This is a genomic window from Actinokineospora auranticolor, from assembly GCF_041897805.1.
GTDB lineage: Bacteria > Actinomycetota > Actinomycetes > Mycobacteriales > Pseudonocardiaceae > Actinokineospora > Actinokineospora auranticolor.
On record NZ_CP154825.1, the window covers coordinates 738,361 to 760,142 of the forward strand.

At 71.1% G+C, this 21,782-nt stretch carries 23 protein-coding genes and 1 tRNA gene; 19 read left to right on the forward strand and 5 right to left on the reverse strand.

What is annotated here, in order from left to right; genetic code table 11:
• Nucleotides 1-40 precede the first annotated feature (40 nt).
• The 11 genes from V5P93_RS03640 (at nucleotide 41) to V5P93_RS03690 (ending at nucleotide 10,680) form a co-directional block, all read left to right on the forward strand.
• Nucleotides 41-886 (forward strand): 3-hydroxyacyl-CoA dehydrogenase family protein, encoded by an 846-nt coding sequence (locus V5P93_RS03640; RefSeq protein ID WP_104477318.1) that lies wholly within the window; start codon nucleotides 41-43, stop codon nucleotides 884-886.
• The gene (eis, locus tag V5P93_RS03645; RefSeq protein WP_245931073.1) at nucleotides 880-2,007 is read left to right on the forward strand and encodes an enhanced intracellular survival protein Eis; all 1,128 of its coding nucleotides are present in this window, start codon (nucleotides 880-882) and stop codon (nucleotides 2,005-2,007) included. The genes V5P93_RS03640 and eis overlap by 7 nt, the downstream gene beginning before the upstream one ends.
• A 50-nt stretch (nucleotides 2,008-2,057) precedes the next feature.
• Entirely contained in the window at nucleotides 2,058-2,669 is a 612-nt protein-coding gene (locus tag V5P93_RS03650) for a trimeric intracellular cation channel family protein (protein ID WP_104477316.1), read from the forward strand.
• Nucleotides 2,670-2,736: 67 nt separating this feature from the next.
• Nucleotides 2,737-3,444 (forward strand): response regulator transcription factor, encoded by a 708-nt coding sequence (locus tag V5P93_RS03655; RefSeq protein ID WP_104477314.1) that lies wholly within the window; start codon nucleotides 2,737-2,739, stop codon nucleotides 3,442-3,444.
• Complete coding sequence (locus tag V5P93_RS03660) at nucleotides 3,444-4,859, forward strand: HAMP domain-containing sensor histidine kinase (RefSeq protein ID WP_104477312.1); 1,416 nt, start codon at nucleotides 3,444-3,446, stop codon at nucleotides 4,857-4,859. Before V5P93_RS03655 ends, V5P93_RS03660 begins: the two co-directional genes overlap by 1 nt.
• A 36-nt stretch (nucleotides 4,860-4,895) precedes the next feature.
• Complete coding sequence (locus tag V5P93_RS03665) at nucleotides 4,896-5,693, forward strand: DeoR/GlpR family DNA-binding transcription regulator (RefSeq protein WP_104477310.1); 798 nt, start codon at nucleotides 4,896-4,898, stop codon at nucleotides 5,691-5,693.
• Nucleotides 5,690-6,763, forward strand: a complete 1,074-nt coding sequence (gene galT, locus V5P93_RS03670; protein WP_104477308.1) for a galactose-1-phosphate uridylyltransferase — start codon at nucleotides 5,690-5,692, stop codon at nucleotides 6,761-6,763. Before V5P93_RS03665 ends, galT begins: the two co-directional genes overlap by 4 nt.
• A gap of 157 nt (nucleotides 6,764-6,920) precedes the next feature.
• Nucleotides 6,921-8,363, forward strand: coding sequence for a trypsin-like peptidase domain-containing protein (locus V5P93_RS03675; protein WP_374066420.1), 1,443 nt, complete (start codon nucleotides 6,921-6,923; stop codon nucleotides 8,361-8,363).
• Between the two features lie 924 nt (nucleotides 8,364-9,287).
• Entirely contained in the window at nucleotides 9,288-9,599 is a 312-nt protein-coding gene (locus V5P93_RS03680) for a hypothetical protein (RefSeq protein WP_104477305.1), read from the forward strand.
• 420 nt (nucleotides 9,600-10,019) lie between these two features.
• Nucleotides 10,020-10,520, forward strand: coding sequence for a molybdenum cofactor biosynthesis protein B (locus tag V5P93_RS03685; RefSeq protein WP_104477303.1), 501 nt, complete (start codon nucleotides 10,020-10,022; stop codon nucleotides 10,518-10,520).
• A complete protein-coding gene (locus V5P93_RS03690; protein ID WP_181043330.1) occupies nucleotides 10,510-10,680 on the forward strand; it encodes a hypothetical protein in 171 nt (56 codons plus the stop codon). Before V5P93_RS03685 ends, V5P93_RS03690 begins: the two co-directional genes overlap by 11 nt.
• A 72-nt stretch (nucleotides 10,681-10,752) precedes the next feature.
• On the opposite strand, the gene V5P93_RS03695 is transcribed toward V5P93_RS03690, so the two are convergent.
• The gene (locus tag V5P93_RS03695) at nucleotides 10,753-11,622 is read right to left on the reverse strand and encodes an AraC family transcriptional regulator (protein ID WP_104477302.1); all 870 of its coding nucleotides are present in this window, start codon (nucleotides 11,620-11,622) and stop codon (nucleotides 10,753-10,755) included.
• A gap of 991 nt (nucleotides 11,623-12,613) precedes the next feature.
• Between V5P93_RS03695 and mscL the strand changes: the two genes are divergently transcribed.
• Nucleotides 12,614-13,015: a large-conductance mechanosensitive channel protein MscL gene (gene mscL / locus V5P93_RS03700; protein ID WP_104477300.1), complete on the forward strand. Its 402-nt coding sequence runs from the start codon at nucleotides 12,614-12,616 to the stop codon at nucleotides 13,013-13,015.
• 61 nt (nucleotides 13,016-13,076) lie between these two features.
• Here the strand turns inward: mscL and V5P93_RS03705 are convergent, their stop codons facing one another.
• The 3 genes from V5P93_RS03705 to V5P93_RS03715 all read right to left on the reverse strand — a co-directional run bounded on the left by V5P93_RS03705 (nucleotide 13,077) and on the right by V5P93_RS03715 (nucleotide 14,814).
• A complete protein-coding gene (locus tag V5P93_RS03705) occupies nucleotides 13,077-13,649 on the reverse strand; it encodes an SAF domain-containing protein (RefSeq protein ID WP_181043329.1) in 573 nt (190 codons plus the stop codon).
• Nucleotides 13,650-13,757: 108 nt separating this feature from the next.
• Nucleotides 13,758-14,090, reverse strand: a complete 333-nt coding sequence (locus V5P93_RS03710) for an FmdB family zinc ribbon protein (protein WP_104477296.1) — start codon at nucleotides 14,088-14,090, stop codon at nucleotides 13,758-13,760.
• Nucleotides 14,091-14,205: 115 nt separating this feature from the next.
• Nucleotides 14,206-14,814, reverse strand: coding sequence for a 5-formyltetrahydrofolate cyclo-ligase (locus V5P93_RS03715; protein ID WP_104477294.1), 609 nt, complete (start codon nucleotides 14,812-14,814; stop codon nucleotides 14,206-14,208).
• Between the two features lie 24 nt (nucleotides 14,815-14,838).
• Between V5P93_RS03715 and V5P93_RS03720 the strand changes: the two genes are divergently transcribed.
• From V5P93_RS03720 to V5P93_RS03740, 5 genes are all read left to right on the forward strand, one after another.
• Complete coding sequence (locus V5P93_RS03720; RefSeq protein ID WP_104477291.1) at nucleotides 14,839-15,726, forward strand: UTP--glucose-1-phosphate uridylyltransferase; 888 nt, start codon at nucleotides 14,839-14,841, stop codon at nucleotides 15,724-15,726.
• A 64-nt stretch (nucleotides 15,727-15,790) separates the two neighbouring features.
• Nucleotides 15,791-17,014: a gephyrin-like molybdotransferase Glp gene (gene glp, locus V5P93_RS03725; protein ID WP_104477289.1), complete on the forward strand. Its 1,224-nt coding sequence runs from the start codon at nucleotides 15,791-15,793 to the stop codon at nucleotides 17,012-17,014.
• Nucleotides 17,015-17,017: 3 nt separating this feature from the next.
• Nucleotides 17,018-17,671 carry a GNAT family N-acetyltransferase gene (locus V5P93_RS03730; protein WP_181043328.1) on the forward strand — a complete coding sequence of 218 codons (654 nt, stop codon included), beginning with the start codon at nucleotides 17,018-17,020 and terminating at the stop codon, nucleotides 17,669-17,671.
• Nucleotides 17,672-17,849: 178 nt separating this feature from the next.
• Entirely contained in the window at nucleotides 17,850-18,557 is a 708-nt protein-coding gene (glpR, locus tag V5P93_RS03735; protein WP_104477287.1) for a gephyrin-like molybdotransferase receptor GlpR, read from the forward strand.
• 58 nt (nucleotides 18,558-18,615) lie between these two features.
• Nucleotides 18,616-18,688, forward strand: a tRNA-Ala gene (locus tag V5P93_RS03740).
• 597 nt (nucleotides 18,689-19,285) lie between these two features.
• On the opposite strand, the gene V5P93_RS03745 is transcribed toward V5P93_RS03740, so the two are convergent.
• Complete coding sequence (locus tag V5P93_RS03745) at nucleotides 19,286-20,068, reverse strand: maleylpyruvate isomerase family mycothiol-dependent enzyme (protein WP_104477285.1); 783 nt, start codon at nucleotides 20,066-20,068, stop codon at nucleotides 19,286-19,288.
• Between the two features lie 94 nt (nucleotides 20,069-20,162).
• Between V5P93_RS03745 and V5P93_RS03750 the strand changes: the two genes are divergently transcribed.
• Nucleotides 20,163-20,870, forward strand: a complete 708-nt coding sequence (locus tag V5P93_RS03750; protein ID WP_245931071.1) for a glycerophosphodiester phosphodiesterase family protein — start codon at nucleotides 20,163-20,165, stop codon at nucleotides 20,868-20,870.
• A gap of 7 nt (nucleotides 20,871-20,877) precedes the next feature.
• A complete protein-coding gene (locus V5P93_RS03755; RefSeq protein ID WP_104477283.1) occupies nucleotides 20,878-21,735 on the forward strand; it encodes a hypothetical protein in 858 nt (285 codons plus the stop codon).
• The last annotated feature ends 47 nt before the right edge of the window (nucleotides 21,736-21,782 follow it).

The following is a 21,782-nucleotide window of genomic DNA, read 5'->3' on the forward strand; positions in this document are numbered from 1 at the left end:
ACCGAGACCACATCTCCGCGCGCGTGGCGGGGGTCCGGGCATGAGCGGCGTCCCCGGAACGGTCGCGGTGGTCGGCGGCGGCACCATGGGCGCGGGCATCGCGCACGTCTTCCTGGCCGCCGGGAGCGCGGTGGTGCTGGCGGAGGCCGACGCCGAACGCGCGGCGGTCGGTGCGCGCAACGTGGCGGCGTCGCTGCGCAAGGCCGAGGAGCGCGGGAAACTCGCCGGTACGGCCGAGGAAGCCCTGACCCGTTTGTCCACTGTGGAGAGCCTGGGCGCGCTGCCGGTGGAGACCGCGCTCGTGGTGGAGGCGGTGCCGGAGAACCTCGACCTCAAGCGCGCGGTGTTCACCGAGGTGGCGCAACGGTGCCCGGAGGCGGTGCTGGCGTCCAACACCTCGTCACTGTCCATCACCGAACTGGCCCAGGGGTTGCCCGGCGAGCGGGTGATCGGCATGCACTTCTTCAACCCGGTTCCGGTGCAGGCCCTGGTGGAACTGGTCGTGCACGCGGGTCTACCGGCGGAAACCGTGGCCGTCGTGCGCGGTTGGGCGGAGGCCCTGGGCAAGACGGTGATCGAGGTCCGCGACTCGCCGGGGTTCGCCACCTCCCGCCTCGGCGTGGCGGTCGGACTGGAGGCGATCCGCATGCTGGAGGAGGGCGTGGCCACGGCGGAGGACATCGACACCGGCATGCGCCTGGGCTACGGGTGGCCCATGGGGCCGTTGCGGCTCACGGACCTGGTGGGTCTGGACGTGCGGTTGTCCATCGCGGATCACCTGGCGACGCAACTGGGGGCGCGGTTCGCGGCGCCGCAGCTACTACGGGACAAAGTCGCCCGTGGGGAACTGGGGCGTAAGAGCGGTCAGGGGTTCTTCACGTGGTAACCATTCGCGCGTACCGGGAAGAGGACGCGGAGGCCGCCTGGCGCTTGCGCCGCTTGTCGTTCGGTGGACCACGCGAGACATCCGTGCCTGATCTACCCGGTGCGTGGAACGGGCTTGTCGCGGAGTCGGATGGCGCTGTCGCGGGGTTCTTGCGGATTTGGCGCTACAACCAGTTCTTCGGCGGTGCGGCCGTACCGATGGGTGGGGTGGCCAGCGTTGCCGTTCACCCACATGCGCGCGGACAGGGCGTCGCGGGTCGACTGCTGACCGAGGCGTTGCGGGTGATGCGCGCGTCAGGGCAGCACGTGTCGACGTTGTACCCCTACGTCATTCCCGTCTACCGCAACCACGGTTGGGAACACACGGGCACCAGGCTCTACGCGAACCTGTCCCTGGCCGCGTTGAGCGCCGTCCCACGCGTCGACGTGCCGCTGCGGCCCGCGACTCCCGAGGACGTCGAGGGAATGCGGGAGTCCTACCTGCGCGTCGCGCCGGGCATCAACGGGATGCTCGACCGCGCGGCCCCCGCGTTCGACCCGGCCCTGGTACTCGACCACGACGTGGTCACGGTGGCGCCGCACGGCCACCTGGTCGCCGACCGGCCCGACGGCAAACGCTTGATGGTCCGCGATCTCGTCGCCGAGGACCTCGCCACCATGTCGGCCCTGCTGCGGCAACTCGCCAGCTGGGCCGGTGGCATGACCGAGGCCGAGGTCCGGGTCCTCGACGGGACGCTGCTCGACCTCGTCGCCCCGGGCGGCGTGACCCTGAGCCGTGACCCGTTCATGTTCCGGGTCGTGGACCTGCCCGCGGCGGTGGCGGCGCGCGGGTGGTCGGTCGACGGCCGGTTCGAGGTGGACATCGAGGTGACCGACGACCAGGCGCCCTGGAACGCGGGTCGGTGGCGCCTGGTCGCGGACGACGGCGTGGTCACGTGCGAACCCGGCGGGACCGGGGCCGTGCGACTGGCGTCGCGCGCGCTGGGTCCCTGGTACGCGGGCTCGGCGACGGCGGCGACCCTCCGCCGGGCGGGACTGCTCGAAGGAGACCGGGAGATCGCGGAGAGGCTGGACCGGCTGACGGGCGCGCCACACCCGGTGCACATGGTGGAGGCCTTCTAGACCCTGGACGACTCTTCGCCGCCGCGGTCGGCGAGGTAACGTGCGCGTTCGTGCTGCTCGTCGTCCTGGAACTGGCGGGGCTCGCGGTCTTCGCGGCTTCCGGGGCACTGGCGGCCGTCCGGGCCCAGCTGGACGCCTTCGGTGTCGTCGTCCTCGGTCTCACGACGGCCCTGGGCGGCGGTGTCATCCGTGACGTCCTCTTGGGCGTGCACCCGCCCGCAAGCCTGAGGAACCTCCCTTACCTCGTCGTCCCCGTAGTGGCCGCGCTCATCGTCTTCGCCTTCCACCCCCAGGTGGCCCGACTCCGCCGCGCCGTCCTCTTGGCCGACGCGGTGGGTCTCGGGTTGTTCACCGTTTCGGGTACAGCCACCGCGCTCGCGATGGACGTCCCCGCCTATACCGCGTGTCTTATCGGGATGACCGCCGGCATCGGGGGCGGCGCACTACGCGACCTCCTGCTGCGGGAGATCCCCTTGGTGCTCCGACGGGAGATCTACGCTCTTGCCGCCTTGGCCGGAGCCGTGGTCGTAGTGGTGGGACACCGGCTGGCGTGGCCGGCGGGACTGGTGGCGGTCGTGGGTTCGGTCCTGGTAGTTCTCATCCGGGTGGTCACGTTGTGGCGGCAGTGGCACGCGCCGGTCGCGCGGGGCGTGGAGAGGTGAAATCGGTGTTGGAAACTGACGGGCTGCTCTCAGGCGCGTCTCAGCAGCGGGGGGAACACTGAGCGGCATGCGCATCCTCGTAGTCGACGACGACCGTGCCGTGCGGGAGTCCCTGCGGCGGTCGTTGCAGTTCAACGGCTACCAGGTGGACCTGGCCACCGACGGGCAGCAGGCGCTGGAGTCCGTGCTCGGCACCGGCGGCGCCGACGCGGTCCGGCCGGACGCCATGGTGCTCGACGTGATGATGCCCCGGCTCGACGGCCTCGAGGTGTGCAGGCGGCTGCGCGGCGTCGGCGACGACCTGCCGATCCTCGTGCTCACCGCGCGCGACCTGGTGTCCGACCGGGTCGCCGGGCTCGACGCGGGCGCCGACGACTACCTGCCCAAGCCGTTCGCGCTGGAGGAGCTGCTGGCCCGGCTGCGCGCGCTGCTGCGCCGGGCCACCCCGGAGCAGGCCGTCAGCACCGCGCCCGCGCTGCGCTTCGCCGACCTGGAGATGGACCCGGGCACCCGCGAGGTGCGCCGCGGCGAGCGCGCGATCAGCCTCACCCGCACCGAGTTCGCGCTGCTGGAGCTGCTGCTGGCCAACCCCAAGCAGGTGCTCACCCGCGGCCGCATCCTGGAGGACGTCTGGGGCTACGACTTCCCCACCTCCGGCAACGCGCTGGAGGTCTACGTCGGCTACCTGCGGCGCAAGACCGAGGCCGAGGGCGAACCGCGGCTGATCCACACCGTGCGCGGTGTGGGCTACGTGCTGCGCGAGACCCCTCCCTGATGGGCGTCCCCACCGGAACCGGAGTGGAGCACCACCAGCCGCAGCGCGTCTCGCTGCGCGCCCGGATCAGCCTGCTGGCCGCGTTCTGCGTCGGCGGCGCGGTCGCGCTGGTCTCCCTCGGCGCCTACATCACCGTCTACAGCGGGCTCTACCAGCAGGTCGACGACGACCTGCGGGCCCGCGCGGACGCGCTGCTCAACAACACCCGCGTGGTGGAGGAGGGCCGCCGGACCGAGCTGCCGCGCATCCTGCTCGACCTGTCCGACCTCAAGTTCGACGTGGTCGACCCGGACGGCCAGTCCGCGATCAACTCGGACATCACCCGGCCCGCGATCGGCGGCGAGGAGCTCAAGGTCGCCGCCGGGCTCACCGACGAGTCCATCCGCACCGACACGGCCACCGACACCCGGGTGCTGGCCCGGCCGTACCCGTTCCTGAAGAACACCGCGCTGGTGCTCGCGCAGCCGCTGGAGTCGACCAAGAGCACGCTCGGCAAGCTGGCCGTGGTCATGATCGTCATCGGCGGGTCCGGAATCATGGTGGCCGCGCTGGCGGGCACCGCGGTCGCCCGGGCCAGCCTCCGACCGGTGCAGCGGCTCAACGCGGCCACCGAACGCGTCACGCGAACGGGTGATCTCCGGCCGATCCCGGTGGCCGGGGACGACGAGCTGTCCCGGCTCACGCACAGCTTCAACACCATGCTCGGCGCCGTCGCCGAGGCCCAGGAGCGACAACGCAGGCTGGTCGCCGACGCGGGCCACGAGCTGCGCACCCCGCTCACCTCGCTGCGCACCAACCTCGAGCTGCTGCTCGCCTCGGAGGCCCCGGGCGCCCCGCAGCTCTCCGCCCAGGACCGCCGCGAGATCCAGGACGACCTGCGCGCCCAGCTCGACGAGCTCACCCAGCTCATCGGCGACCTCGTGGAACTGGCCAGGGAGGACGCCGCGCCCGCCGTGCAGGAGCACGTGGAACTCGTCGAGGTCGTCGAGCAGGCGCTGGACCGGGCCCGCAGGCGCGCCGGTGACGTGCACTTCGACGTCCGGTTGCAGCCGTGGCACCTGATCGGCCACGCCGCCGCGCTGGAGCGGGCCGTGCTCAACCTGCTCGACAACGCCGTCAAGTTCAGCCCGCCCGGCGGGACCGTCCGGGTGGACCTGGTGCCCTCCGGCGACGGCTACGCCTTCCTGCAGGTCGCCGACGCGGGACCGGGCATCAACGACGAGGACCTGCCGCACGTGTTCGACCGGTTCTACCGCTCCCAGGAAGCCCGCACCCTGCCCGGATCCGGGCTCGGGCTCTCCATCGTCAAGCAGGCGGCGGAACGGCACGGGGGTACGGTGTTCGCCGGTCGCTCGGCCGACGGTGGCGCGTTGATGGCGATGCGGCTGCCGGGCACCTGGGCGCGGAGCGAGTAAAACAAAATCGCGCGTTTGACTGCGTAGAATTGTGTTGTGCTCGCTCGTCAGCGTCAGGAAGTGATCCTGGAGGAGATACGGCGCACCGGCGCCGTCCAGGTGCACGCCCTCGTCGCCCGGCTCGGCGTGTCCGACATGACCATCCGCCGCGACCTGGACGTGCTGGCCAAGCGCGGCCTCGTGGAGAAGGTCTACGGCGGGGCCACCTCCGCGGTCGGCCGCAGCACCCACGAACCGGGCTTCGAGGCGAAGTCCGTGCGCTCGCTGCCGCAGAAGGAAGCCATCTCGGCGCGCGCCGCGGGCCTGATCCGCCCGGGCACCGCGATCGGCATCTCGGCGGGCACCACGACGTGGATGTTCGCCAGGTTCCTCGAGGGCGTGCCCGACCTGACCGTGGTCACCAACTCGATCCGGGTCGCGGACGTGCTGCGCAGCGGCGGGCGCGGCGACCGCACCGTCGTGCTCACCGGCGGGGTGCGCACACCGTCCGACGCGCTGGTGGGGCCGGTCGCGGTGCAGACGCTGCGGTCGCTGCACCTGGACATGGTCTTCCTGGGTGTGCACGGCATGGCCGAGGGACCGGGCTTCACCACCCCCAACATCAACGAGAGCGAGACCGACCGGGCGCTGGTCGAGGCCGGGCGCAAGCTGGTCGTCATCGCCGACCACACCAAGTGGGGCGTCGTCGGCATCTCCACCATCGCCGCGCTGGAGGAGGCCGACGTGCTGGTCACCGACGACGGCCTGCCGGTCGAGGCGGTGCAGGTGCTGCGGGAGCGGGTCGGTGAGCTGATCGTGGCCGAGGCGCCGGAGTTCGCCGAGGCGGAGGCGTGAGGCGGACCTCCCGCGTGTTGGCCGACGGTCGGGAGATCCTCTACTACGACCGCCCGGATGCACCGGAACGCTCGGCCGTCGACACACGCGACCTACCGCGCACGGAACCCACCTCGCAGATCCGGCGCGATCCGCTAACCGGTGAATGGGTAGCGCTAGCCGCGCATAGGCAAACAAGGACCTACAAACCGCCTGTCGGATTGTGTCCACTGTGTCCGACTACGCCGGGTAGGCCCACCGAGGTCCCGGAGAGCGACTACGACGTCGTGGTCTTCGAGAACCGCTTTCCGGCCTTCGCACAGCGGGCGACCGGTGAGGCCGTCCAAGGGCTCGTACCGCGCGCACCGGGGGTGGGGCGGTGCGAGGTCATGTGCTTCACCTCGGACCACAACGCGTCGTTCGGGACGCTTAGCCCTTCCCATGTGCGGACGGTCGTTGACGTGTGGGCGGACCGCACGTCCGCGCTGTCGGAGCTTCCCGGTGTAGCGCAGGTTTTCCCGTTCGAGAACCGGGGCGACGAGATCGGCGTGACGCTCGGCCACCCGCACGGCCAGATCTACGGCTACCCGTTCGTCACCCCGCGAACCGAGCGGATGCTGGCCGTCGCGGCGGCCCGGGGCGGATCTGTGGTGGGGGACGTCTTGGCGGCCGAGCGGGCCGAGGGCACCCGAGTGGTCGCGGAGTCCGCGTACTGGACGGCCTATGTGCCCGCAGCGGCGCGGTGGCCCGTAGAGGTGCATTTGGTACCACACCGGCAGATTCCCGATTTGCCCGCTCTTACCGCCGACGAGCGTGACGACTTCGCCGGTCTCTACCTGCGGGTCCTGGGACGCCTGGACGGCTTGTACGACCGGGAATTGCCCTACATCGCCGCGTGGCACCAAGCCCCGGTGCGCGTCGGCCGGGACCTGTCCTGGCTGCACCTGCAAGTGTTCTCGGTGCTGCGCACCGCGGACAAGCTGAAGTACCTGGCGGGCTCGGAATCCGGCATGGCGGTGTGGATCAACGACGTCGCCCCGGAGGACCTCGCGGAGCGCTTGCGCGCGGCCACACCCCGCTACGGCCGCTGAAGACCGGAAATCCTCGGGAAGCGCACAGGACGGTCTCAGGTCCCTCTCAGTCGCGGGGCGCATCGTTGTGCACATGACGGAGAACAAGCCCGACGAAGGAACCGGCGGGGTCAGCCCGTGGTCCGCCCAGGGAGCCTCGGGCTCCCCGGCGAACCCGCTGCCCGAGCCGGGGTCGGGCCAGTCGACGCCGGGTGGGGAACAGGGCCCCACCCGACCGGAGTCCGGTCCTCAGGCGCGCGGGGAGCAGGGCCCCGCCGCGCCGGGGGCCGGAGACTCCGCCCAGCCCGGAACGGCCGGGTCCCAGGCGCGGGCAGGCGCCTCGGACCAGGCGGTCCAGGGATCCCCGGCGTGGTCGGGAACCTCCTGGCAGGCGCGGCCCGCGGAGCACGGGACAGCTTCATGGGCGCGGCAGGAGTGGCACCCCGGGGACAGGGTGAATCACGGTCCGGCGGGCGGGCAGGGCTACGGCCTCCCCGCCGGGCCGTACCCGGGACAACACCAGGTGCCGCAGCCGCGCGGGGAGTCGCGGCGGGGCACCGGGATGCTCGTGGGCATGACGGTGCTGGCGCTGGTCGTGGGTGGCGCCGCCGGTGCCCTGGGCGGGTACGTCGCGGCCGACACGAAGTCGAGTTCGGTCACCGCGCTCGACACCCCCGCGCCCGCCAAGCAGGCCGCCGCCGCGCCCGCGGGCTCGGTGGAGGCCGTGGCGCAGAAGGTGTTGCCCACGGTGGTGCAGTTGCAGGTGCGCGGCCGGTCCTCCGCAGGGGAGGGGTCCGGCTTCGTGATCAGCGCCGACGGCCTGATCATCACCAACAACCACGTCATCGAGGAGGCGGCGGGCGGCGGCGGCCAGATCAAGGCGGTGTTCCAGGACGGGCGCACCGCCCCGGCCACCATCGTCGGCCGCGACCCGACGTCGGACGTCGCGGTGGTCAAGGCGCAGGGCGTGGACAAGCTCACGGTGTCCGAGCTCGGCCGCTCGGACGACCTGCGGGTCGGCCAGGCGGTCGTGGCCATCGGCTCGCCGTACGAGCTGTCCGGCACGGTCACCTCCGGCATCGTGTCGTCGCTGCAGCGGCCCACCCGGGCGGGCGGCGAGTCCGGCAGCCAGGCGACGGTCATGGACGCCATCCAGACCGACGCGGCGATCAACCCGGGCAACTCCGGCGGCCCGCTGGTCAACACGCAGGGCCAGGTCATCGGGATCAACTCGGCGATCTACAGCCCGCAGACCGGCGCCACCGGCCAGGGCGGCTCGGTCGGCATCGGCTTCGCCATCCCGATCGACCAGGCCCGCCGCACCGCGGACGAGATCGTCAAGACCGGCAAGGCCACCCAGACCGTGCTCGGCGTCTCGGTCCGCGACAACCAGGACGGCGGCGCGCTGATCGCGGACGTCGTCGCGGGCGGTGCGGGCCAGGGCGCGGGACTCAAGGCGGGCGACGTGGTGACCAAGTTGGACGATCGCCGCATCGACAGCTCGGACGCGCTGGTCGCCGCGGTCCGCTCGAAGTCCCCCGGCGACAAGGTCACGCTGACCCTCAGCGACAACCGCACGGTCCAGGCCACCCTCGGCGGCCAGACCGTGGAACCGCAGTAACCCCGAACGCTCGGGCGCCCCGCGCCCGAGACCAACCCCGGTTCGAGTTGCCCCCGAACCGGTGAGCCGGAGCTCTACCCCCAGGGAGCTCCCGCTACTGGAGCCGCACCACCGGAAATCCCCTCATCCGGTAGGTGCGGCTCCAATGCTTTGCGGCAGTGCCGAACCGGAGCCGACCCGGGCCGCGGACTCTGCTTCCCAACGGCCCGTGACGATCCGTGCGACGGTGTGCGCGGCCCGGATCGCGTTGTCCGGTTCGCTCATCCGGTAGGGCGCCGCCAACAGCTGTGCTCAAAGCTCGGGGCAGGACTTCCGGGAGAAGTGCGTCGGTCCGCCTCCGGTTCGGGGGTTTCCGCGATTGTCCGCTGGCGGGGCCTCGCCCTGTTCGCCAGGTGGTGCCCACCTGGCGAACGAGTGTGAACTCCGGCGAACGCGGTGTGAATGGGCGACGGGGTAGGTGTACGACATGCGGACGTCGCCCAAGTGTTTCTCAACTCCGCCTGAAGGTCGGTGGTCGGCGACCGTTCGGTCCGGCGCCGGGGAAGGGCGATCCGGAGGGGGTTCGTTGCCCGCGAAGGGCTGATTTCGGGGCCGGAAGGGCGGTGTCGCGGAAATGTGATCGGTTTGTGTTGTCCGGTGCGGACACCCCGTCCCGGTTTCCCCGAGGTGGTTGCCCTGCTTTCGGAATGCAACATGCAGATCCGGCTCCGATGATCTTTCGTCGCTGGTCGGAGACTTTCCCGATTCTCCACTGTGGACTTTGGGAGCGCGACCAGGTGGTCCGGTCCATCGCGCCGTGGACAGTCAAACTCTTGTTGTGGAGTCCTACCGGGACGGCCGAGGTGGGCTCTGACCTGGGGGAGTCCGCCCGGAGAAGGCGGGGGTGGCGAGCGCGGAGCGGGTCGCTGCCCTGACAATGGGGGCATGTCCTCGCCGCTGCGCCGACTGCGCGACACCCTCAGCGGGCCGATCCGGCTGCCGCTCGGGGTGGCGGCCGCGGTGCTGTGCCTGGGTGTGGCCGTCCTGCACGCGACCGTGCTTACCGTCCGGGCGCCCGTGGGGCTGGCCGCGTTCCACGAGTTCCTGGTCCGCTGGGCGCATCCCGCCGTCTGGGTGGTGCTGGGGGCGATCTGCCTGGAGTACGCCCTGCGCGCCGAGCGCGTGGTGCTGACCAGGACCGCCATGCTGGCCATCGGGCTGTACTTCACCTTCCTGCTGTCCCTCGGGTTCGCCTGAGGGTTCACGTGCGGGTGCGTCGGGCGGGGGCGCCGGGTGGGTGGCCGGGAAAAGTGACGTGCGCTCGACTTCGTGCATTTGCCGGTGAATTGCCAGGTGGGCGACGGTATTCGACGTTCGCTCAGTTGTCGGGCCAATCCGGCTGGGCGATTCCCGTGTCCACAGTGACCGTCCACTCGCGCCGCTTCGGCGATTCCCTCCGAGAAGCGGACCGTTTCGCCCGCATTGTCCACGCGTGTTGACGTACCCGCGCTCCGGCGTGTCGTCGGAATGGGGGAGCGTTTACGCCGGATGGCGGTTTCGAGAGGTGATTCCCGGCGGATTCCCACCGACCGCGCACCCGCGGCGGCCACCGCGGGCGCGCTGTGACGGCCTCCACCTCCAGCGGCCCACCCCGGCCCGTACGGCTACGGTGACAGCATGGAACGCAGCGTGCAGCGGCTCGGCAGGGCCCTCATCGTGATTGTGGACGACCGGGTCGCGCACCGGGAGCACGAGGACACCGTGGGTCCGCTGGTGACCGAGCTGCTGGAGGAGGCGGGCTTCATCGTCGACGGCATCGTGTCCGTGGTCGGCGAGACCGTCGCCATCCGCAACGCGCTCAACACCGCGGTCATCGGCGGCGCCGACCTGGTGATCACCGTCGGCGGCACCGGCGTGTCCCCGCGCGACGTCACCCCCGACGCCACCCAGGGCGTGCTGGACCGCCCCATCCCCGGCATCGCCGAGGCCATCCGCTCCTCCGGCCTGGCCGCGGCCGCCGTCGACGCGGGCATCTCGCGCGGCCTGGTGGGCGTGTCGGGCAGCACCCTCGTGGTGAACCTGGCGGGCTCCCGCGCCGCCGTCCGCGACGGCATGGCCACCCTCTCGGCGCTGGTCCCCTACGTCATCGGCGAACTGTCCGGTCTCGATGGCAACTGACCCGCGCGAGCCGGAACCGGAGAAGAAGCGCCCGAACCTGGACGAGATCTTCGGCGACGTGCTGCCGGAGATCACCCGCGACGAGCAGCTGCGGAACCCGGAAACCCCGAACCCGGACGACTGGTACCTGTCCAACCGCCCCCCGCACCACGGCGGCTGACCCGTCTTACCCGTTCCTGTTCGCCCGGTCGGTACCTCGGTACCGACCGGGCGAACGCGTTTCACCGGCCCGTCACCCGGCCTCGACCGGCAGCCACAGCTCGCAGGTCGCGGTGCGGAAGTCGGTCGTCCGCGCCAAGACCGCGACGATCGACGGGCCCGCCCGCAGCCGCCACGGGTTGGCGGGGAACCACTCGGTCGCCGTCGTGGCCCAGGCCGTCTGCAACGCCTGGGGGTGCGGCCCCTCGGTGCGGAAGACCGCCCACGTGCCCGCGGGCACCTCGATGGCGTCGAGGTCGTCGGGCGCGGGCGTGTCCGGGGAGACGGCGACCCCGTGCAGGTAGGTCAACTCGCTGCCCTCGGCGCTGTCGGGGTCGAGGTCGTCGCAGACCTGCAACAACCCGCCCGGTTCACCGCCCGCGAGAGCTTTCAGCCGAACGTGTGCCTCCTCCGGTAGCGCGGCGATGTGCCGCTCGATGTGCGGGTTGGTGCCCTGGTGCACGAGCGGGACGCGGGCCGCGTGCCCGATGAGCCGGAACGCGGACCGCTCGACGATGCGGGTGTCCATGGGTGTGCTCCCTTCGACGGTCAGGCGGAACCTGACCTGCGGTTGTGCGCGAGGGGGACCCCCGGCGCGGCGGACCTCGCCGGGGCTCGCGCCGTGCACCGCCCGGAACGCGCGCCCGAACGCCTCGGTCGAGCCGTAGCCGTACCGGACGGCGATGGCCAGCAGGTCTCGCTCACCCCGCACGACCTCGCCCGCGGCGACGGTCATGCGCCGCCGCCGCACGTACTCCGACAGCGGCATGCCCGGCAGCGACGAGAACATCCGGCGCAGGTGGTACTCGGTCGTGCCGAGCGCCCTGGCCGTCCCGCCGATGTCGAACTCCGCGGTGAGGTGCTCCTCGACCAGGTCGACCAGCCGGTTGAGTGCCGCGATCACGTGGTCTCCCTTCGCCCCACAACCCTCGTGGAGCACGCCCCGACCGCGCCCGACCGCTGAGAACCGATTCGATCGGCTCCCGTGCCAGGGTGCTGTCTCGTAACTGATCTTGCGGGTCTGCCCGGTGGTTGCTGTACAGCCGGTGGTGGTGAAGTTGAGCAAGAAGGCGATGCCCGCCGCGATAGTCGCGCGGTATTTGCCAATTCTCCAAGCGGGTGAGGGCGTGTTCGACGCAGCAGCGTGTGGGCGCGATGGACGGCGTTGTGGTCTTCCCGCCGGTCGAGCAGGGCGTGCCGACGGGCATGACCACGCCGTGGGGTTGCCCTGGTAGCCGCCGTCGGCTGCGACCAGGCGACCTGCCGGTTCGACGAACAGTCACCTCGTGCGCCGAGGACGCGATCCACCGAGCAGCGGCCTGGCCTGGCGCATGATCAGGTCGGTGTCCCGGTCCAGGTGACCAACAGCCCGAGTCCTGGACCGTCCACACCGAACCCGCCGACGCCCGGCTCGAGATGGCCCAACCCGACCAGCCCCCCGCTCCGGCCCGCCAAAGCCGTCCACTCCCAGCTCGACGGCGCCCGACCTGGGGGCGCCCGGCCCAGCCTCGGCTGACCCAGCCGGCGCATGCCCACCGAACCTGATCACACCGAGTCCGTTTGTCACCCCACCCGAGCACGTCGAACCCGGTACCGCCCGACCTGCGCACGCGGAGTCCGACGCGGCTTCCGGCATGTCCGGTCCCACCTCGCCGAGCCCGCGATCGGCAGGCGGTGAGAGCCTGCCCCAGCTCGGCCGTCGACGCCGTTCCCCAGGGTCGCCTGGCGCCGTAGTGGGCGAGGACGCCCGCGGTCGAGGAGCCCGTGAGCCGCGACCTCGAGGTCAACCGCGGTCACCCCTTGGGCGGATCGGGGTGCTTCGGGGTAGCGGCTACGCTCCCCGCAGCCCAGCCACCCGGGCGTCTGAACCGTCCCACCGAGATAGGAGTGCGAAAGTGCTGAAGGGCTTCAAAGACTTCCTGATGCGCGGGAACGTCATTGACCTCTCCGTCGCCGTGATCATCGGCGCCGCCTTCACCACCATCGTCACCTCGTTCACCGACGGCTTGGTCAAACCACTGATCAACTCCGCGGGCGGCACGCACGCCGCCGACGGTCTCGGGTTCCGGATCATCGGCAGCAAGGAGAACACCTTCCTGGACTTCGGGGCGGTGATCAACGCGACCATCAACTTCGTCATCGTCGCGGCGATCATCTACTTCCTGATCATCCTGCCGGTGAAGCACATCCAGGAACGCCGCAAGCGCGGCGAGGAGCCCGGTCCGGCGCAGCCGACGGACGTCGAACTCCTCATCGAAATCCGCGACCTGCTCCGCCAGCAGCAGCAGAAGAGCTGACCGGGCCGGGGTGATTCCGCCCCGATCGGGAAATGCCATCGGAAATAGGACGCGGGCGCGCTCAGCGAAGTGTGAGTGCGACCGCCCGCGTCAAAGCGGCGGCGGCGACTTCGGTCGCCGCCTCGCGCGGCAGCGCCAGCAGCGCCAAGTCCCCCTCGGCGCCCGGCCGCACCGACACCACCGACGCGTCCCGGGCCAGCACAGCGGGGTGGTGGACGTCCTTGCCCGCCGCCAGCACGTCCACCCGCGCCCCCGGCCGCAGCAGGGCGACCACGCCCGGCTCGGCCACCCGGACCGGCACCACCGCCGCGTCCGGACCCGCGGCCGCCGCGGTCGTCTCCGGCCCGAACAGCCGCAGCTCCGTGATCGGCTCGCCCGCGCCGATCGGACCGGTCGGCACGCGGCCGCGGGCCTGCGCCGGGCTGGTCAGCGACCGCAGCGACGGCGGTCCTTTGATCATGACGACGTCGCCGTCCGCCAACGCGACGCCTGGCGGCAGGGCGCGCGCGGCGACCACCAGGTCGATCTCCGTCGACGGCCGGGCCGCGACGACCACGGCGGCGACCAGCAGCAACGCGGCCAGGACGCGCCGCACCGTGGTGGCGCGCAGCAGGGTGGGAACGAGTTCGGGCACCGGACCTCCCGGGTCTTGAGTCTTGTGGTGACTCGACCGTAAAGGGAGATCCGGTGCCCGGAAGCGCTCGTGTTGGGCCTGTGGACTACTCAGCCCTATGTGGATAACTCAGGAGGCCTTGGCGGTCGTCCCGGAGTCCGACTTGGCGGGCGCCGAGGGCGTCGACGGAGTCGAGGTCGACGGGGAAGCCGGGGTCGAGGACGAGTCGGTGGACGACGTCGACGCGCTGGTGGACGGCGTGGTCGACGAGGTGCCCTTGGTGTTCGAGCGGCTGTCGTTGCGGTAGAAGCCGCTGCCCTTGAACACGACACCGACGGAGCCGTAGAGCTTGCGGAGGCGGCCTGCGCACTCCGGGCACTCGGTGAGCGCGGCGTCGGAGAACGACTGCACCGCCTCGAACCGGTGCGCGCATGCCGTACAGGCGTACTGGTACGTGGGCACTGGGCTGAGCTCCTCTTCGCGACCTGGCACTCGATGTGAATGAGTGCTAACCGATTCTGCGGCAACGCCGGTACGGAGCGCAAATGTTCCCGCACGACATCACAATCGGCAGAGGTCAGCGAAAGCGGAGCAACCCCCGCCCCGGGGTCAGCACCCCGGAGACCGTCACGTCGTGCGGTTCCGCGGGCAGCGCGTCGAACAGTTCCGCGTCCCGCACCACCGCCACCAGCGGCGTTCCTGGCGCCGCGATCGACAGCGATCGGTCGTAGTACCCCGCGCCTCGACCCAATCGGGTGCCATTGCGGTCCACGGCCAGGGCGGGCACCAGGACCACATCGGCGATCCGTAACGCCGCCTCGCCCAGCCGCTCCCCGATCGGCTGAAGCAGCCCGAACGGGCCGGGTCGCAGGTACTCCCTGCCGTCATACCACGCCCAGTCCAGCGGGCCGGCCCCCGCCACGATCGGGAGCAGTATCCGCACCCCGTGATCGGCTACCTCATCAAGCATCTGGACCGAGCCGGGTTCCGATCCGATGGGCACGTACGCGCACAGCGTCTGCCCCCGGCCGACCACCTTTCCGCTGGTCAGCTGGGTCGTGAGCTGGATCGCCTCGGCGAAGCGGGTGCTGGCCGGGACCCGCCTGCGCTCGGCGAGCAGCGCCCGCCGCCACTGGTCCTTGCTCCACGCGCGAGTCGCATCGAGATCACTCCCATGCCCGGCCACACCACGAGGTTAGGCTGCGTGTCCATGAGCGCGTCGACCGCATTCACCGCCGCCATCGTGCCCGCGGCCGGTCTGGGCACCCGATTCCTCCCCACCACCAAGGCGGTCCCCAAAGAACTGCTGCCGGTGGTCGACACCCCCGGTATCGAATACGTGGCCGCCGAGGCCGCCGAGGCCGGTGCCACCCGCCTCATCATCGTGACGTCGCCGGGCAAGGAGGCCGTCGCCCAGTACTTCCAGCCCCGCCCGGAGCTGGAGAAGACGCTGGAAGCGCGGGGCAAGACCGCCCTGCTCGACAAGGTCCGCCGGGCCCCGGGCCTGCTGGCCGCCGAGACCGCCATCCAGGAGGAGGCGCTCGGCCTCGGGCACGCCGTCGGCTGCGCCGAGCCCAACCTGCGGCCCGAGGACGAGGCCGTCGCCGTCCTGCTCCCCGACGACCTGGTCCTGCCCACCGGCGTACTCGCCCGGATGGCCCAGGTGCGCGCGGAGAAGGGCGGCTCGGTGCTCTGCGCCGTCGACGTCCCCCTCGAAGAGGTCTCCGCCTACGGCGTCTTCGACGTCGAGGAGATCGGCGAGGACGACGTCAAGAAGGTCAACGGCATGGTGGAGAAGCCACCGGCCGACCAGGCCCCGTCCACCTTCGCCGCCGCGGGCCGCTACCTGCTCGACCGGGCGATCTTCGACGCCCTCAAGCGGATCACCCCGGGCGCGGGCGGCGAGCTGCAGCTCACCGACGCCATCGCGCTGCTGATCTCCGAGGGGCACCCCGTGCACGTGGTGGTGCACCGCGGCGGCCGCCATGACCTGGGAAATCCCGGGGGCTTCCTGCGTGCCGCCGTGGACTTCGCACTCGACCATCCGGAGTATGGGCCGGGCCTGCGCGCGTGGCTGCGCGACCGCGTCGCCGACTAGGCGCGCGCGAGGCACAGGGACAACAGGCGCCGGGACAGCGGGCGCGGGACAAGAGGACAGGCGGATGAGGTCAGTCGACGAGCAACTCGCCAGGGCACTGGCGGCCGCGGTCCGGCCTGCCCCGGTGCGCGTGGCCATCGCCGAGGCGCAGGGCCTGCTCTGCGCCGAGGAGGTGGTGGCCGAGCGCGCGCTGCCGGGGTTCGACCAGGCCGCGGTCGACGGCTACGCGGTGCGCAGCGTCGACACCCAGGCCGCCGGGGTGGAGCCGGTCGTGCTCCCGGTGGTCGGCGAGATCGCCTCCGGCTCCCGCCAACCCCGCAGGCTCCAGCCGGGGCAGGCGGTGCGCGTGGCCACCGGCGCGCCCCTGCCCACCCTGGCCGACGCCGTGGTGCCCCTCGGGTTCACCGACGGGCACCACGCGCGGGTCACGGTCAACCAGCCCGTGCCGTCGGCGGGCTACGTGCGCCGCACCGGCGAGGACGTGCAGACCGGTGACGTGGCCGTGCGCCGCGGCTCCGTCATCGGGTCCGCCCAGGTCGGCCTGCTCGCCGCCGTCGGCCGGTCCAAGGTGCTGGTCTACCCGCGGCCCCGGGTCTCGGTGATCTCCATCGGCGACGAGCTGGTCGACATCGACCGCACGCCCGGCGAGGGCCAGATCTACGACGTGAACTCCTACGCGCTCGCCGCCGCCGCGCGCGACGCGGGCGCCGAGGTCAGCCGGGTCGGGATCGTCGCCACCGACACCCGCAGGCTGCGCGAGATCGTGGAGAGCAGGCTGCTGCTCTCGGAGGTCCTGGTGATCTCGGGCGGGGTCGGCGGCGAGCTGTCGCAGGAGGTCCGCTCGGCCATCGGCGACCTCGGCGACCTCGACCTCACCCGGGTCGCCATGCACCCCGGTTCGGTGCAGGGCTTCGGCAGGCTCGGCCCCGACGCGGTGCCCACGTTCCTGCTGCCCAGCAACCCGATGAGCGCGCTGGTGGTCTTCGAGGTCATGGTGCGCCCGCTCATCCGGGCCGCCCAGGGCAAGCGCAACCCGCACCGGCGGGTGGTCAACGCGCGGCTGCTGTCGCCGATCAGCTCCACCAAGGCCCGCCGCGGTTTCCTGCGCGGCCAGCTGCTGCGCGACGAGCACAACGGCGAGTACCTGGTGCAGCCGCTGGGGATGTCCGGCTCGCACCTGCTGGCGTCGCTGGCCGAGGCCAACTGCCTGCTGCTCATCGACGAGGAGACCACCGACGTCTCGGTCGGCGAGCAGGTGCGGGTCAGTTTCCTCGCGCAGCGCGGCTAGGCCGTGAGCACACCGCGACCCGCTGGGCGGCATCCCGGTTGGCCCACCCGGCTCGGGCCGCTGGCGGTGCCCGCGGGCGTGGTGGAACTGCGTGTACCCCGGCTGTTCGACGCGCGCGCGTGGAGCCGCGTCCGGCTGCGCGACCGCGCGTACCTGGAGAACTGGGAACCCGCCGCGCCCGGCGCGTGGGGCGAGCGCAACTCCCCGTCGGCCTGGCTCGGCCAGTGGTCCACGCTGCGCGCGCTGGCCCGGCGCGGGGCCACGCTGCCGTTCGTGATCACCCTGGACGGGCGGCTGGTGGGGCAGGTGACGGTCGGGAACGTGGTGCGCGGCTCGCTGTGCTCGGCGTGGGTCGGCTACTGGGTGGCCGCCGACGCGGCGGGCGGCGGGGTGGCCACGGCGGCCACCGCGTTGGCCGTGGACCACTGCTTCGTGGACGCCGGGCTGCACCGCGTCGAGGCGACCGTGCGGCCCGAGAACGCGGCCAGCCTGGCGGTGCTGGGCAAGCTGGGGTTCCGCCAGGAGGGCCTGTTCCGCCGCTACCTCGACGTGGCGGGGGGCTGGCGCGACCACCTGTGCCTCGCCCTGACCACAGAGGACATTCCAACCGGGCTGGTGAACCGGCTCGTGGCGGGTGGGAAAGCCAGCTTGGTGTAAGGCGTTCACGTTTTGCCGAAGTGAAGTTTGATCACCCCCGTTACGGGGAAAGGTCCACAAGCGAACTACCCGAACGGGTGGCCTGAGTCGGCGCGCCTCCGCCACTGGTGTGACTGTTGTGACTAACGTGGCGAACGAAGCACGTCGAGGGAGTCGGAGCAGGGGGAGGTGACGGGACATGCCGAGCTCGTTGATCGTGGTCGGGCTGGTGGTGGCCTGGCTCGTCGTCCTCGTTCCGATGGTCGTGCGCAAGCGGCAGGAGATCGCCAAGACGGCCGACTCCGCCCTCGCCGCCCGCGTGGTCCGCAGCGGTAGCGCTCCCGACGCCGACGAGGAGCCGGAGCACGTCCGGGAGGAGTTCGCCGTGCGCGAAACCGACGGTGTGGACTCCGGCGTCGAGGAAGAGCCGGAGACGGACGCCCCCCGGCGCTACCGCCCCGGCCGCGGCGGCTTCGACCCCGAGGCCGCGGCCCACGCCGCCCGCACCAAGTACGCCTTCCGCCAGCGGATCGTGCTGCTGATGATCGTCGCCGCCGTCGCCACCGGCGTGGCGGCGGGCCTGGTGATGCCCCTGCTGTGGTGGGTGCACGGCATCGTCGACGTGACCCTGGTCGCCTACCTGACCTACCTGCGCCGCCAGGTGCGGATAGAAGAGGAGATCCGCGAACGCCGCGTCGCCCGCTACAACGCCGCCCCCCGTCGCTCCCACGCCCGCCCGGTGGAGGACGAGGACGAGGCCCACCAGCGCCGCGAGCGCGTCACCACCATGCCCGCACGGGTCGTCCACCCGGGCGCCGTCGTCGTGGAACTCGACGACGAAGACCCCTGGTTCGACGAACTCGGCGAACCCACGGCCCCGACCTACCGCCGGGCGGTCGGCGAATGAGGACCCCGGTTTGCAGCCCACTCGGAGGGCACTGCTAAGCTCTCCGAGCAACAACCAAGGGGCTGTAGCGCAGTTGGTAGCGCGTCTCGTTCGCATCGAGAAGGTCAGGGGTTCGATTCCCCTCAGCTCCACGCATAGGTGGTCCGTGTCCGCGAAGGGCGCGGACCATTTGCGTTCCGCGATCACATTGGGGGTGCAACCCCCAAACCCCGCTCGGGGGCGAGCCCCCGAACCCCCGACCATGGTTGCGTTGGGTGGGACCGGGCTTGAGTAAGGCCCTGGCAGGTCCACGGTCGATCGCCTGTTGTTCTTTATGGGGTGCGACCCCGGACCCCGGTAGTGGTTGCGTCGGGTGGGGCAAGGTTTGAGTAAGACCTCAGCAGGTCTGACCTTGCCGTACGGCAGCGCAGTGGAAGCAGCTCCCCGGGGGCTTCTTCGACGGTGCTTGCGCGTTCGCCTGCCTCAGAGCGGGCCTCTGCGTTCGCCGACCGCCCGGGCGCACCATCGACGGAAATGGGCCCGCCAGGCCGGCGAGTGTTGGTAGGTGGCCGACCTGACTGGTACTGGGGGCACCCTGGCCCTGGGCGCCCACGGCACGATTCGCGCCATACGTCGCAGATCATGTTCGTGGGGAGCGTAAACCGTTGGTAGGTAGGCGGGTGCTTGTGTTGAGCACCCGCCTTGTTGTTTTTTGTGAGTGGTGGAGAGATGGGTTTGGTGGGGTGGGGTTAGCCGAAGGTGGAGTGGGTTTTCCAGGTTGTTAGGAAGGTTTGGTCGCCGGATTGGGTGACGGAGGTGGTGGTGGAGCGTTGGTAGAGGTGGAGGAGCAGGTCGAGGGCGGGGGCCGTGATGGTGGCTGTGGGGGTGCTTGTTGTGGGGTTGGTGGTGTGGGTGAGGGTGGGGCCGGTGAAGTTGATTTCGTAGGTGGTGGTGGGGGTTTGCAAGTGGAGGGTGCGGTTGGGGGCTAGGAGTGCTTTGCGTTCGGGGTGGATGGTGAAGAGTTGGGGGAGGGTGGTTAGGACCAGCCATTCCTCCAGGGCGTCTTGGGTTACTTCGGGGGCGGCGGTGAAGTGCTTGCCTAGGGCGAGGGTGGCGTCTGCGCGGTGGATGAGGGTTTCGTGGGTGAAGCGGCGGGCGTAGAAGAACAGGGCGTCGGCGGGGGAACTGATGGGGACCAGGGGAGTCCAGATCTGGGCGGTGGGGGTGGTTGTGAGGGCGGTGGAGAGGAGGGTGGCGCCTTCTTGTAGCCAGGGGGTGAGGGAATCCGGGGTTTCGTTGGTGTGGTGGGTCAGGTCGCGTAGGGCGGTGTCGGGGGGTGGGGTGGTGGCGCGGGTGTCGATGATCTCGGCGGCCCAGCGGTGGCCGTGGCCGATGTGGCGGAGCAGGTGGTTGAGGGTCCAGCCTGGGCAGGAAGGGACCGGGGTGGTGAGGTCGGCGTCGGCGATGGTTGCGGTCAGGGCCTTGGTTTGGGCCAGGATCTCGTTGGCGTAGGTGTCGTGGGAGAGGGACATGCGGGGTTCCGTTCCTCGGTCAGGGTGACGGGGGTAAGACGGAGACCAGGTGGTCTTCTCGACGTGGTTGGAGGTCGGGGTGCGAGGTCAGTGGTTGACATCCGGTGTGGTCGCGCACCGAGGACTGCACGGCGACGGGGTACCGGAGAACAGCTTGGCCGCGTTCGAGGCGGCTGCGGCCAAGGGATACGCGATCGAGCTGGATGTGCACCTGACCGGGGATGGGCAGGTGGTCGTCTTCCACGACGCCAACGCGTTGCGGATGACGGGGCGGGATGTGGTCGTTCGGGATGTTGGGGTGGGGGAGCTCGCGGAGTTGCGGTTGGGGGGGACTGGGGAGCGGGTTCCGTTGTTGCGGGAGGTTTTCGAGTTGGTGGCTGGGCGGGTCCCCGTCTTGGTGGAGGTGAAGGCGGGGAATCCGGTGGGGCGGATCGGGGCAGGCGTTGTGGCGGAAATCGGTCGGTACGGCGGTGAGGTGGCCGTCCAGTCCTTCGATCCACGTATCGTGCTGTGGCTGAAGACGCATGCCCCGGCTGTGGTGCGGGGGCAGTTGTCCGGGTCGTTCCGGGGGGAGCGGATGCCGTGGTCGCGCCGGGTTTTGTTGCGCGGCATGGTGCTCAACGCGGTTTCCCGGCCCGATTTCCTGGCCTACGAGGTCGGGGCGTTGCCCAATCCCGTTGTCGCGTTCTGGCGGTGGGTGCTGCGGGTGCCGCTGTTGGTGTGGACGGTGCGCACACCCGAACACCTGGCCGTCGCGCGGGCGCAGCGGGCGGCGCCGATCTTCGAACACATCCAGCCCTAGGGGGAGCGTGTCCGAACTCGCCAATTACGTCGACGAGGTCGGGGTCAACCTCGTTGCCGTCTTCATCGTCTTCATCGCCCGGGTGTTCGGCTTCGACGTCTACACCCGCCTCATCCGCGGCGGCCGGGCCGGGCGGGTCCGCACCCGCAGGCTCTGGCGCGCCGACACCGTCCTGCTCTACACCGACTGCGACGACGAACTCCACACCAGCAACGCCCTGGCCAAGCGCCTGCAGGCCGAGATGACCGAGGCGGGCACGCGCACCAAGGTGTCCGTGGTGCGCGACGGTGGCGACCTCGCCCGGTGGCCGTTCTCCCGGCCCATCGCGGGGATCGTGCTGCTCATCACCGACGTCACCCAGCTCAGCTCCCGCCCCCGCGAACGCGAGCGGCTGCAGAAGCGCCTGGCCCACTACGTGCGCGGTGGCGGCTGCCTGGTCCTGGGCCACGACGTCATCTGGCGCCGCAGCCGCAACGAGCGGCTGCAGAAGCTCGCCGGGTGCAGCCTCGACAAGTTCGAGCGGTCCGACGCCCCCATCCGCTACACCCGGGTGGACTCCGGTCCGCGCGCCTGCGAGTACGCCGACCTGCTGGCCGACCTGCCCGAGTCCCTCGACCTCAGCGACAACGAGGTCGTGGTCGGCACCTGGCACCGCGACGTCGACTTCCTCTACTGCTGGGACGGCGACCCCGAGGTGCCGCTGGTCACCCGCCGGGTCGTCGGCGACGGGCACGTCTACTGGGTCAACAGCGGCGACACCGACGGCGACGGTCCGCCGCGCTCACTGGCCCGCCCCGAAAGCGGATTGGTCACCCTCCTGGCCACCCTGGTCAACCACGCCAAACCCACCCGCAAGCACCGGTAGCGAGCGGATTTGCGGCGCCCGCTGGACAGCCGGGCACCGGGTGGCCA